Source organism: Janthinobacterium sp. C22 (genome assembly GCF_057919405.1).
This window is the reverse complement of record NZ_CP193659.1, coordinates 1,088,047-1,099,730: the sequence shown is the minus strand read 5'-3', so window position 1 is coordinate 1,099,730 and position 11,684 is coordinate 1,088,047. Positions and strand designations below refer to the sequence as shown.

General features: G+C 64.4%; 11 protein-coding genes and 1 pseudogene. 3 read left to right on the top strand and 9 right to left on the bottom strand.

Going from position 1 to position 11,684, the window contains the following annotated elements:
• Positions 1-13: 13 nt before the first annotated feature.
• From astB to ACRHIG_RS04925, 6 genes and pseudogenes are all read right to left on the bottom strand, one after another.
• The gene (astB, locus tag ACRHIG_RS04950) at positions 14-1,354 is read right to left on the bottom strand and encodes an N-succinylarginine dihydrolase (RefSeq protein ID WP_475414181.1); all 1,341 of its coding nucleotides are present in this window, start codon (positions 1,352-1,354) and stop codon (positions 14-16) included.
• A 9-nt stretch (positions 1,355-1,363) separates the two neighbouring features.
• Positions 1,364-2,845 (bottom strand): succinylglutamate-semialdehyde dehydrogenase, encoded by a 1,482-nt coding sequence (gene astD / locus ACRHIG_RS04945; RefSeq protein WP_475414182.1) that lies wholly within the window; start codon positions 2,843-2,845, stop codon positions 1,364-1,366.
• Positions 2,838-3,902 (bottom strand): arginine N-succinyltransferase, encoded by a 1,065-nt coding sequence (gene astA / locus ACRHIG_RS04940; protein ID WP_475414183.1) that lies wholly within the window; start codon positions 3,900-3,902, stop codon positions 2,838-2,840. The genes astD and astA overlap by 8 nt, the downstream gene beginning before the upstream one ends.
• A gap of 13 nt (positions 3,903-3,915) precedes the next feature.
• Complete coding sequence (locus tag ACRHIG_RS04935; RefSeq protein WP_489629523.1) at positions 3,916-4,947, bottom strand: arginine N-succinyltransferase; 1,032 nt, start codon at positions 4,945-4,947, stop codon at positions 3,916-3,918.
• A gap of 107 nt (positions 4,948-5,054) precedes the next feature.
• Complete coding sequence (gene astC / locus ACRHIG_RS04930) at positions 5,055-6,296, bottom strand: acetylornithine/succinylornithine family transaminase (protein WP_230539223.1); 1,242 nt, start codon at positions 6,294-6,296, stop codon at positions 5,055-5,057.
• A 140-nt stretch (positions 6,297-6,436) separates the two neighbouring features.
• Positions 6,437-7,380: pseudogene (locus ACRHIG_RS04925) on the bottom strand (GlxA family transcriptional regulator).
• Between the two features lie 131 nt (positions 7,381-7,511).
• On the opposite strand from ACRHIG_RS04925, the gene ACRHIG_RS04920 reads away from it, so the two are divergent.
• The 3 genes from ACRHIG_RS04920 (at position 7,512) to ACRHIG_RS04910 (ending at position 9,321) form a co-directional block, all read left to right on the top strand.
• A complete protein-coding gene (locus ACRHIG_RS04920) occupies positions 7,512-7,946 on the top strand; it encodes a MarR family winged helix-turn-helix transcriptional regulator (protein WP_475414186.1) in 435 nt (144 codons plus the stop codon).
• A 45-nt stretch (positions 7,947-7,991) separates the two neighbouring features.
• On the top strand, positions 7,992-8,276 hold the full coding sequence (locus ACRHIG_RS04915) for a hypothetical protein (protein WP_230539226.1): 285 nt from the start codon (positions 7,992-7,994) through the stop codon (positions 8,274-8,276).
• 196 nt (positions 8,277-8,472) lie between these two features.
• Positions 8,473-9,321: an HDOD domain-containing protein gene (locus ACRHIG_RS04910; protein ID WP_475414187.1), complete on the top strand. Its 849-nt coding sequence runs from the start codon at positions 8,473-8,475 to the stop codon at positions 9,319-9,321.
• 175 nt (positions 9,322-9,496) lie between these two features.
• On the opposite strand, the gene ACRHIG_RS04905 is transcribed toward ACRHIG_RS04910, so the two are convergent.
• The 3 genes from ACRHIG_RS04905 to ACRHIG_RS04895 form a co-directional block, all read right to left on the bottom strand.
• Complete coding sequence (locus ACRHIG_RS04905; RefSeq protein WP_489629522.1) at positions 9,497-10,123, bottom strand: glutathione S-transferase family protein; 627 nt, start codon at positions 10,121-10,123, stop codon at positions 9,497-9,499.
• Positions 10,124-10,196: 73 nt separating this feature from the next.
• Positions 10,197-10,898: a helix-turn-helix transcriptional regulator gene (locus ACRHIG_RS04900; protein WP_475414189.1), complete on the bottom strand. Its 702-nt coding sequence runs from the start codon at positions 10,896-10,898 to the stop codon at positions 10,197-10,199.
• Positions 10,895-11,644, bottom strand: a complete 750-nt coding sequence (locus ACRHIG_RS04895) for a hypothetical protein (RefSeq protein ID WP_475414190.1) — start codon at positions 11,642-11,644, stop codon at positions 10,895-10,897. Before ACRHIG_RS04895 ends, ACRHIG_RS04900 begins: the two co-directional genes overlap by 4 nt.
• Positions 11,645-11,684: the final 40 nt, after the last annotated feature.

The following is an 11,684-nucleotide window of genomic DNA, read 5'->3' as shown; positions in this document are numbered from 1 at the left end:
GTTTTTCTATCGCCTACAAGTCGTACAATCCAGGTAAGTTGAGGATGATCGTCAATTCTTCAAGCGCAGCATGCACTTCCAGCGCCAGCTGCGGATCGGCCAGGTCGCCCGGCTCCAGATGGTCGCGGTAGTGCTTTTCCACCCACTGCACCAGCCGATGGTACAGCGTTTCCGTCATGATCACGCCCTGGTGCATGGCGCGCGCCTCGGTTTGCGTCAGGGCCACGCGCAAACGCAGGCAGGCGGGCCCGCCGCCGTTGCGCATGCTCTGGCGCAGGTCAAAATGGATCAGTTCATCGATGGGGCCACCGCTGGCCACCAGGCCTTCCAGGTAGCGCGACACGGCGCGGTTTTCCTGGCATTCCTGCGGGATCACCAGCGCCATCTTGCCGCCCTCTTTCGTCAGCAGCTGGCTGTTGAACAGATAGCTGCTGACGGCGTCCGCGATCGGTACCTGGCCCGTGTCCACGCGCAAGGCTTGCAGCTCCGCCCCGGTGGCGGCGACGGCGCGGCGCAGCTGCGACAGGCTTTCCCCTTCATCGGCAAACGCCTGCTCGTGATAGAACAGCACATTGCCATTGCCGACGGCGATGACGTCGTTATGGAACACGCCCTGGTCGATCACTTCCGGGTTCTGCTGCACGTACACGGTGCGCTTCGCGTCCAGGCCGTGCAGGCGCGCCACGGCTTGCGACGCTTCCAGGGTCTGGCGCGCCGGATAGCGCTTCGGCGACGGCGCGGAGGGATCGAACTCCACCCGGCCATACACGAACAATTCAACGGACGGCGCGCCGTGGCTCGCGCCCAGGCGCGTGTGGTTGGCCGCGCCCTCGTCGCCAAAGGCGGGCGTCGACGGCAGCGCGTCGTGCACGGCGAAGTGCTTGGCATCGCTGAAAATGGCGCGCAGGCTGCGCGCCGACTGCGCGTGCTCGAAGGCGCGGTGCAGCTTGTTATTCAGGTTGGCGGCCGTGAAATGCACGCGGCCATCCTGCGTATCGGCCGATGGGCTGACCGTGGCGGCATTCGCCGTCCACATGGGCGAGGCGGAATAGGCGCAGGCCAAAATCACAGGGGATTCCTTGTAGGCGCGCGCCAGCACTTCGGCATCGCTGCCCGTGAAACCGATGGAGCGCAACAGGCGGAAATTCGGCCGGTCCTGCGGCGGCAGCAAGGCTTGCGCAAAGCCGCGCGCGGCCAGGGCGCGCATCTTGGCCAGGCCCTGCAAGGCGGCCTGCTTCGGATTCGAAGCGCTTTTCACATTGCTGAACGAGGCCACGTTGCCGAACGACAGTCCGGCATAGTTATGCGATGGCCCGACCAGGCCGTCAAAATTGTATTCGCGCGTGCTGTGCATGGGAGTTCCTTAAAAATTCAGGCCGGGCGACAGCTTGGCCGGCAGTTCCAATACGCTGTTCTCGATCGAAGCGACCGGGTAGGCGCAATAGTCGGCCGCGTAATAGGCGCTCGGACGGTGGTTGCCCGACTTGCCGATGCCGCCGAACGGCGCCGTGCTGGCCGCGCCCGTGGTGGGACGGTTCCAGTTGATGATGCCGGCGCGCGCGCGCGTCTGGAAGGTTTGCCACAGGGCCGGATCGTCGGACAAGAGCGCCGCGGCCAGGCCGAATTCGGTGGCGTTGGCGACCTTCAGGGCCGCATCGAAATCGGCCACGCGGATCACCTGCAGCAGCGGGCCGAACCATTCCTCGTCGGGGATGCCGACAGCGTTGGTAACGTCGACGATGCCGGCCGTGACAAAACCCGCCTCGGGATTCAGCTGGCGCATCTGCAGCAGGGTGTTGCCGCCCCTGGCGACCATGTCCGCCTGCGCCTGCACCAGGCGCGCGGCCACGGCACTCGAGACAACGGGTCCCATGAATGGCTGCGGCTGCGCATCGGACGCGCCGATGCCCAGTTTCGCCGCCACTTCCACCAGGCGCGCGACGAAGGCGGCGCCGGCTGCGTTATCTTGTACCACCAGGCGGCGCGCGCAGGTGCAGCGCTGGCCGGCCGAGACAAAGGCGGAGAAGATCGCGTGGTGCACGGCGGCGTCCACGTCCTTCACGTCCCATACGACGAGGGCGTTGTTGCCGCCCATTTCCAGCGCCAGCATCTTGCCCGGCTGGCCGCCGAACTGGCGGTGCAGGCTGATGCCCGTCTGGCAGGACCCCGTAAACAGCACGCCATCGAGGTGCGCATTCGCGCCCAGCGCCACGCCCGTGTCGCGCCCGCCGTTGACGAGGTTGACGACGCCGTCCGGCAGGCCTGCCTGCTGCCACAGCTGCACGGTTTTGATGGCCGTGCGCGGCGCATATTCGCTGGGCTTGAAGACGATGGTGTTACCGGCGATCAGGGCCGGCACGATATGGCCGTTCGGCAGGTGGCCGGGGAAATTGTATGGGCCGAAGACGCCGAACACGCCATGCGGACGGTGGCGCAGCACGGCGTCGCCATCGGCGATCTTGCTTTGCGTGATGCCCGTGCGCGCGTGGTAGGACTGCACCGAGATATCGATCTTGTTGGCCATGGTGGCCACTTCCGTGCGCGACTCCCACAGCGGCTTGCCCACTTCTTCCGAGATCAGCAGCGCCAGCGCCTCGGCGTGTTCCTTCAGCAGCTCGCGAAAGCGCACGCAGATGGCGATGCGCTCGTCGACGGGCGTATCGGCCCACGCTTCAAAGGCGGCGCGGGCGGCCTGGCAAGCTTGCCCGACTTCGTTTTCCGTCGCTTCCAGGCTGGCCCAGGTCTGCTTGCCGTTCGACGGATCGATGGTGACCAGTTCGCGGCCCGTGCCCGGCAGCCAGGCGCCGTTGATGAAGTTCGATTGCGTGGTATTCACATTAGACATGGGGATGCTTCCTCGGGTTGAGTGACAAGGTGCGCACGGTATCGCCTTGATGGCAGCGCAGCAGATGCAGTTCATCGTCGTCCAGCGCGAGCTTGCCGCTGTGCGGATTGGCGCTGGTGACGATCATGCGGAAATCTTTCAGGTCGGTGTTCGACACCAGGTAAGGCTCGGCCTGGGCGGCGTCGCCGCACGCTTCAGGCGCAGGCACTGGCACAGTCGCGGCATCGAGCACGGCCGGCATGCTGTCGCGCATGGCGCGCAGCTCAGAGACGCGCGCCTGCAGCACGGGACCGGCGTCGAAGATGTCGACATAACCTTCGAAGTGCAAGCCTTCCTGTTCCAGCAGGCGGCGCGCGGGCGCCGTACTCAGATGCACCTTGCCGATGACTTCCTGCGCCTCGTCGGGCAGGTAGGCCACGTACATGGGCTGGCGCGGCATCAGTTCGGCGATGAACGATTTCTTGCCCAGGCTCGTCAGGTCGTCGACGTGGTGGAAATCCATCTTGAAGAAGTGGCGGCCCAGGCCTTCGTAGAACGGCGAGCTGCCGTCCGGCGCCTGGTAGCCGCGCATTTCGGCGATCAGCTTTTCCGTGAACAGGTGCGGGAACTGGGCGATGAACAGGAAACGGCTTTTCGACAGCAGCTTGCCGTTGTTGCCGCTGCGGTAATCGGGATGCAAAAACAGCGAACACAGTTCCGTGCTGCCCGTCAGGTCGTTCGACAGGTACAGGGTTTCCATGCGCGTAAACACGTCGAGTTCGCGGCTGGAATGCACCAGGGTGCCGATGCGGTAGTTATAGAACGGTTCTTCCAGGCCCACGGCGCCCTTGATGGCGCACACGCCGGCCAGGCGGCCCGTGTCCGTATCCTCCATGACGAACATGTAGTCGCGCTTTTCGGGCGCGATGGTTTCGGCGAACGAGGCGCAGGCGATGGCCAGGCGGTCGCCCAGCATTTTCATGTCCGGCTTGAGGGTGGTCATGCCGGTGCCGACCTGGCTGGCCAGGCCGTACAGGGCATCGAGGTCATTGGCGTTGATGGCGCGTACTACTAGCATAATGTTCTCTCGGTTAGATGCGCACGCAAATGACGCTGTCGCCTTCGGCCACGGCCAGCGCTTCCAGCAGCTCGGCCGGCAAGCCGACGGTGTCCTGCGCTTCGAGCGCATCGCAGGTGAAGGTGACGGCGCGGAAGTTGCGCTCCGCGCCCGACGCGATCGCGTAATGCACTTTCAGGCCCGTGCGGCTGGGCGTGACGCCTGCGACGACGCGGCGCGTGAGCGAGCCCGTAAACGAGCGCAGCGCATGCTTGTGCGCCTGGAGGATCGGGCCGCCATCGAAGATGTCGATGTAATCGTCCGCTTCAAAACCTTCTTCCGTCAGCAGATTGAACGCCAGTTCGCCGCTCGGGTGGATCTGGCCCATGGCCGCCTGCGCGTCGCCGGGCAACAGCGGCACGTACACGGGGTAGTGCGGCATCAGTTCGACGATCAGGGTGCGGTTGCGCGCGCCGCCGATGACTTTTTCGGCATCGAGGAAATCCATCTGGAAGAACTTGCGGCCCAGCGCATCCCAGAATGGCGACTGGCCGTTGGCGTCCGTGATGCCGGCCAGCGGCACGAAGAAGCGGTCGCCGAAACGGTGCGGCGCCAGCACGGCGAACAGCAGCCGCGCGCGCGACAGCAGGGCCGCTTCCAGGCCCGCCTGCTCCATGTTGCGCACGTAGAAGCCGGACAGCTGCGAATAGGCCGTCAGTTCCGAGCACAGGGTCAGCGCATGCACGCTGTGGCTGATGTTCAGGTCGCGCGAGACTTGCTGGATGACGTCGTTGCGAAAGGAAAAATAGGTGCCGTTCGAGCCGGCCGAGGCGAAGATGGCGGCCGTGCCGGCGATGCTCTTGTCGAGCAGGGATTCAAGCACGAAGAGATACGACTCTTCGCTGGGGATGTCGACATGGGCGGCAAACGAGGCGATGGAGCGCTCGACGGAGGCGGCGATTTTCTCGCGCGTCTTCGGCAGGGTATGGACACCCGGCATGGTTACCGCGGCCAGCGCTTCGAGGGCTGCAATATCCGCAATTTCTACCGGACGGACAACATACATGGGTACTCCTTCAATGCTGACGATACATGGGCTGAAAACCCGGGTAGAACCAAGCCGGCCCGCGGCAAAGCGGCGGGCCGGTGATCAAACAGGGAGCGAGGCTAGCCTCAGGCTTTCAGCATGCCGTCGATGGCGGCGCGCAGCAAGCGGCCCGCTTCGGCAATCTGCTCGTCCGAGACGATCAGGGCCGGTGCCAGGCGCACCACGTCCATGCCGGCGATCAGCACCATCAAGCCTTGCGCTTCGGCCGCTTTCTGGATGTCTTTCGCGCGGCCCTTCCAGGCATCGCTGACGACCAGGCCCAGCAGCAAACCGCTGCCGCGCACCACGGAGAACACTTGCGGGTAATCCGTGATCAAGCCTTGCAGCATGGCGATGGTGTTGACGCTGGCTTCCTTGACGCGCGCCAGGAATGCCGGCGTGTTGATCGTCTCCAGCACGGTCAGGGCCACGGTGGCGGCCAGCGGGTTGCCGCCGTAGGTGGTACCGTGAGTGCCGACGGCCAGGGTTTGCGCCAGTTCATTCGTGGTCAGCATGGCGCCGATCGGGTAGCCGTTGCCCAGCGCCTTGGCGGCCGTCAGGATGTCCGGCGTGACGCCGTAGCCCATGTAGGCGAACAACGCGCCAGTGCGGCCCATGCCGCTCTGGACTTCGTCGAAAATCAGCAGCGCGCCGGTCTTGTCGCACAGGGCACGCAGCTCCTTGAGGAACTCCGGATTGCCCGGCACCACGCCGCCTTCGCCCTGTACCGGCTCGACGATCACGGCGCACACGTCATCGCCGATGGCGGCGCGCGCCGCTTCGATGTCGTTGTAGGCGATATGGTCGATCGACGGCGGCAGCGGCTCGAAGCCTTCCGTGTACTTGGCCTGACCGCCGACGGAGACCGTAAACAGGGTGCGGCCGTGGAAGGAGCTGAAGCACGAGATGATGCGCGACTTGTGCGCGCCGAACTTGGTGTGCGCGTACTTGCGCGCCAGCTTCAGGGCCGCTTCGTTGGCTTCCGCGCCCGAGTTGCAGAAGAAGGCACGGTCGGCGAAGGTCGCTTCCGTCAGCGCCAGCGCCAGGCGCAGCACAGGCTCGTTCGTATAGCCGTTGCCTAAATGCCACAAATTATTGATTTGCTTGGTCAGCACGTCGACCAGGGCCGGATAGCAGTGGCCCAGGCTGTTGACGGCGATGCCGGAGGTGAAATCGAGGTAATGCTTGCCCGACTGGTCCCACAGATCCAGCCCGGAACCGCGCACGGGCACCATGGCTGCAGGGGCGTAGGTAGGAACGAGGACCTGGTCAAAGGTTTCCCGGGTGACTGGACGAGCCGTTACGGTCGAATCAAGCTTGGCATTCATAGCATTTCCCCATCAATATGTTAGGTACTCCGCAGCTACGACAGCTACGTGTGTACTGCATTATAAAAAGCGGGATGCTAAAACTCTTTTGAATCTGCGACAAGGATTTTCACAATTCATCACAGCTGCCTGGATGCTGGCTAGACCGGCGGCATCAGCTTGCGCTGCCGCTCTTCGCGGGGGTATTGCCAAACAGGGTGCCGAACGCCGTGGAAAAGTGCGAGCCGGAGGAAAAGCCGCACATCAGGCCAACTTGCACGATGGAATAATGTGTATCAAGCAACAGTTGCCTGGAGCGCTGCAAACGCAGCTCCAGGTAGTAGCGCGACGGCAGGCTGCCCAGGTACTGCTTGAACAGCCGTTCCAGCTGGCGCCGCGACAGGCCCACCAGGCTGGCGATGTCGTCGGTCGACAACGGCTCCTCGATATTGGCTTCCATCAAGGTCACCGCTTCGGACAGCTTCGGCTGCAATACGCCGAAACGCGCCTGCAGGGCCACGCGCTGGCGCTCTTCCTTGCCGCGCACCTTGTCCACGCACAGCGCTTCCTTGACGAGCGCCTGCACGTCGGCGCCAAAGATGGTCTCGATCAGGGTCAGAGAAAAATCGATGCTGGCCGCGCCGCCGCAGCAGGTGATGTGCGGGCCGTCGATGTCGAACAAATGCGGCGTCAGGATGGCCCGTTCTGCCTTCGCTTCCGCATCGGCATACAAGGCCCACGGCAGGGCGATGCGCACGCCATCCATGACGCCCGCGTCGGCCAGCCACAGCACGGCGGCGCCCACGCCGCCCCAGAACGGCGCCGAACGGCAGCGCTCGATCACGGCCCGGCACAGCTCGGCGCGCAGCGGCGCCTGCGTTTCATCGGCCACCAGCAGCGCGATATGCCAGTGGCCGCCCTGCGCGGCTACCTGTTCCGGCGTACGCACGTCCAGCTGGAACGCCTGCGACCCCAGCGCCCGCGCGCACAGGCGCAGCGGCTGCACCAGGCCGGCCCAGGTGATCGACTCGGCATCGCCGGCATGCACCAGCAGCAAACGCAGCGGTTTGTCGAGGCCGATACGGGAAAGATTAGCGAAGGACATCGGCGGGGCGGGATCGGGGCAAGGGCTGAGTTGCCCACATGATACCGGACTTCCGCCCCAGCGAGACCCTCATGCGGGGGCGCATCTTGGCGCGGCGGAAAAAAGCGGGGCGGAAGGATATAATCACTGCCATGGGTGAACGATATTTAAAAAGTATCCGGCTGCTGGCCGAATGCATGCAAGGCTTCGAGCGGTTTTCTAGCGACTTCGTGCGCCAGTACGGCTTGACGCATGCGCAATTCGACATCATTGCCACGCTCGGCAACACTTGCGGCATGTCCTACAAGGAACTGGGCCAGAAAACCCTGATTACCAAGGGGACTTTGACGGGCGTGGTGGACCGGCTGGAACAAAAGGGACTGGTGATACGCGAACGTTGTCCACGCGACAAGCGTTCCTATTACGTGCGCCTGAGCTGCGAGGGCGAACAGGTGTTCCATGACGTGTTCCCCAAGCTGACAAAGCAAGGCCAGCGCCTGTTCGACGGCTATACCGAAGACGATTTCATACGTCTGGAAAGCACCCTGGCAGGCTTGAAACACGCGATCGCCAACGGTCACGGCTGACCATTCACCAAGCACAGACATTCAAACAAGACAAAGGAAACCAAGTTGAAAACCTCACTGCTCGAAGGCAAAAAGCCCGCTCATTTCGATAAACACATCATCGGCAACCTGCTGCTCAATGCCAGCACGCCGGAACTGGTGCGCCAGGAAAAACTGATCATCGGCGTGCGCAACGAAGACGGCGAAATCTACCGCCTGATCGGCGCCACCAAGCACAACAGCTTCATGAACGCCGTCGAGGAACTGTTCGACCTGGGCTTGACGGATGAGCTGGAAGACAGCGACGAGCTGGTGGAAGGCTGCGACGCGATCTTCAGCGAAGTTCTGTAGTAGCGCTGAACAGGACCTGCTGCGCAGTCGTCCTGTCCAGCGCTGTGACGATCGCTGTCGTTAAAAAGAGGCATGTCAACAATATAGGCATGCCTTTTTCCGTTTACGGGGCTTTGCTTGCCTTTTGTCCAGCTGTTTGCGAAAAGATCACGGTTAAAAAGTTCCGCACGGAAATATTGCGAGTATAATTTTTTCAATGAACAGACTCGACGCCTTTAAAAGCATCGCCGCGCAAGCCGCTCGTGGCGAGCTGACCTTTCCTGCCAATGTGGACGCTTCGCTCAAGCTGCAAGAGGCGCTGGCCGATCCCGACTGCCATATCGAGGCCGCCGCCAAGCTGGTGCAGGCTGACCCGCTGCTGGCCGCGCGCACAGTGGCCATCGCCAATTCGGCGGCGTTCAACCGTTCCGGCAATGAAATCACCAGCGTGCGCAACGCCGTGCAACGGCTCGGCGTGCGTACCCTGCAGTCGGTGGTGGCATCGCTGATCGTGCGCCAGCTGGGCAGCACCATCACCGATCCCGCGCTGCAGGCGAAGGCCAACCAGCTATGGGAACATACGGCCCACGTGGCGGCCCTGTCGCAGGTACTGGCCCGCCGCGTGACCAAGGTGGATCCCGATACTGCCCTGTTTGCCGGCATCATGCATGAAGTGGGCGGCTTTTATCTGCTGTCGCGCGCGGCCGAATTCCCCGGCATCCTCGATGGCGAACCGCAGGACTGGGTCGAGCATGGCGAACAGGCCATCGGCCATGGCGTCCTGACCAAGCTGAAGGTGCCGGAAGCGGTGATGGGCGCCATCGATGCGCTGTGGGAAGGATTGCGCGCCATTCCGCCCGAATCGCTGGGCGACACCCTGCTGCTGGCGAATGACCTGGCGCCCGTCTCGTCGCCCCTCAATGAAAGCCCGGCCGCCATCGCCGTGCGCGCCGCGCGCGCCGCCGGCAGCATCGATTGCGTGATCGGCGACGATGCGACCTTGTCGAGCATCATGGAAGAATCGGACGATGAAGTGCAGTCGCTGCTGAAGGTGCTCGTGCATTGATGTGCTTCACGCGCTAAATGTGAGCACTCGCCATCAACAGCAAGCGCCAATAACGGCGAAAAAAACCCGCTCGAAAGCGGGTAAAGTCCAAAGCTAGGGATGTCCTGAAAGAGACAGCCCTATCTTATGCGGTGTGCCGCGCCGGCTCCGTGCGCTGGCACACTTAGCGCGCAGATTATCCCGGCAGCAGTTCGACATCCGTTTCCTGCCAGGCGCGCAGCTGCCGCACGCGGGCCAACCACGCCTGGATATGCCGGTACTGCGCCAGCGGCAGCCGCACGGCCTCGCTGTACATCAGCGGCGCGGCCACGGCGAAATCGGCCAGGGTCACATCGTCTGCGTGGATCCAGCTGCGTCCCGCCAGGTGCGCGTCCAGCACCACGGCGCACTCATGCAGGTCGCGCTCGCCGCGCGCCTCTTCCAGCGGGTCCGCCGGACCATTGCCCGTCATGCCCTTCCACGCGCGTTCCCAGGCCAGCACGCTGACGGCGGGCGCGAAGTGCTGCGCGGCCCAGAACAGCCAGCGGTTGACGTCGGCGCGCGCCTGCGGCGCCTGCGGATAAATCGTCTGGCCCGGCACCTGCTCGGCCAGGTATTGCATGATGGCGCACGATTCCCACAGCAGGAAAGCGCCGTCGGCCAGCACGGGCACCTTGCCGTTCGGGTTCAGTTCAAGCAGACGGCGGCGGTCGTCCGCATTCATCAGGTCGACTTCGGCCAGTTCCAGCGGCAGGCCGAGGTGGATCGCCGTCATCAGGGCACGGCGGGCATTTGAGGACATGGGGTGATGGTACAGGCGCATGGCAAAGGCTCCGGTGAGTGAAGAAGCCACCATCGTAGTTGCCGTCACTGACAGTTTTTGTCAGGAGCGAATATCAGGATTCCGGATCAATCTCATGCGCCTTGCGCCAGGTGTCGAGCAAGGCGTGGCGCCGCGTGGGATAGCGCTCCTCATGCTGCCGCACGCTGGCGATGCGGTCGATGCGGAAATGCCGGTAATCGCCGCGCAGTTCGCACCAGGCGGCCAGCAGGCGCTTGCCCTCGAAAAAGGCCAGGGCGAAGGGCCACACCGTGCGCAAGGTGGCGCTGCCGTGCTCATCCTGATAGGCAAGCGTGAGTTTCTGTTCGTAGCGGATCGCCTCGCGCACGGGCTGCACGTAGCGGTCGGCCGGCTGTGTGCCATCGGCGGGGCGGCCCAGCGGCACCCACAGGCTGGTCTCGGCCATGCTGTCGCGCAAGTCGCGCGGCGAGGCCGCCGCGATCTTGGCCAGGGCATTGCTGGCCGCCTGCGCCAGGCCCGCGTCGCCCTGCCGGCGCACCCAGCGCGCGCCCAGCACCAGCGCCTCCAGTTCATCGGCCCCGAACATCAGCGGCGGCAGGAAGGCGCCGCGGCGCAGCACGTAGCCGATGCCCGCCTCGCCCTGCAAGGGTGCGCCCAGTTCGGCCAGGGTCTGGATATCGCGGTAGATCGTGCGCTCGGATACGCCCAGCTGCTGCGCCAGCTGGGCCGCCGTGACGGGCACGCGCCTGGCGCGCATGGCGTCCATCAGCAGGAACAAGCGGCCGCTGCGGCTCATGGACAGTCCTGCAAGGCCTGGTCGCCCATGACGAGGGCCGACAGGGCCGGCACATACAGATAACCACCGGGCGCCAGGCGAACCGCGCGCGGCCCCTCGTCCACGCCGGCGATGCCGTAGCAGCGCTGCAGGCGGGCGGCGGCCGGCCACCAGTGGACGGCCGCCTCCTGGTCGGGAAAGCGCTGGCGCACGCTCTCGGCCTGCGCCGCCACTTGCGGGAAATCGCGGTAAAAGGCGGAAGCAATGCCCAGTTCCGAGGCAAACGCCGCTTCCTGCGCCGCAGTCTCCGTCAACTGGGCCGCCAGCGCCGCCGTTTCGCGCTCCAGGTCCTCGGCCGCCACGCCAGCCTCGGCCAGGGTGCGGCGCATCTGTGCCGGACTCGCCTGCGCGCGCAGGAATGCCGATTCCTGCAGCGCCAGCACGGCATCGGCCGGAATGCGCTTGTACCGCGCGGCCGGGAAGACATACAGGGCGCAGCTGCCCGCACACACGGTGTCAACGGCAATATCCCATTGCTGCCGGCGCAGGTAGCGGCCCAGCTGCATGGCCGCCTGCGCATCGCCACCCTCGCTGTTCACGCGCAACAGCGTCGTCCCAGGCGTGGCCAGCTGCCGCAGCGTGTCCACGTCGCCCTCGGCAATCGGGCCGCGCAGGGCGATGGCACCGCTGTCCACTCGGCTCAATTGCGCGGCATTGACCAAGGTGCCGATGCCCGCCATGATGCCCATCACTATCAAACGCTTCATCGTCATCCACCATAAAAAAACGACCACCGCAAACGGTGAT

Bases quoted from the DNA above. Each gene is read 5' to 3' on its own strand.
- astB (WP_475414181.1), bottom strand. From the start codon at position 1,354: ATGCACAGCACGCGCGAATACAATTTTGACGGCCTGGTCGGGCCATCG.
- astD (WP_475414182.1), bottom strand. From the start codon at position 2,845: ATGTCTAATGTGAATACCACGCAATCGAACTTCATCAACGGCGCCTGG.
- astA (WP_475414183.1), bottom strand. From the start codon at position 3,902: ATGCTAGTAGTACGCGCCATCAACGCCAATGACCTCGATGCCCTGTAC.
- ACRHIG_RS04935 (WP_489629523.1), bottom strand. From the start codon at position 4,947: ATGTATGTTGTCCGTCCGGTAGAAATTGCGGATATTGCAGCCCTCGAA.
- astC (WP_230539223.1), bottom strand. From the start codon at position 6,296: ATGAATGCCAAGCTTGATTCGACCGTAACGGCTCGTCCAGTCACCCGG.
- ACRHIG_RS04920 (WP_475414186.1), top strand. From the start codon at position 7,512: ATGGGTGAACGATATTTAAAAAGTATCCGGCTGCTGGCCGAATGCATG.
- ACRHIG_RS04910 (WP_475414187.1), top strand. From the start codon at position 8,473: ATGAACAGACTCGACGCCTTTAAAAGCATCGCCGCGCAAGCCGCTCGT.
- ACRHIG_RS04905 (WP_489629522.1), bottom strand. From the start codon at position 10,123: ATGCGCCTGTACCATCACCCCATGTCCTCAAATGCCCGCCGTGCCCTG.
- ACRHIG_RS04900 (WP_475414189.1), bottom strand. From the start codon at position 10,898: ATGAGCCGCAGCGGCCGCTTGTTCCTGCTGATGGACGCCATGCGCGCC.
- ACRHIG_RS04895 (WP_475414190.1), bottom strand. From the start codon at position 11,644: ATGAAGCGTTTGATAGTGATGGGCATCATGGCGGGCATCGGCACCTTG.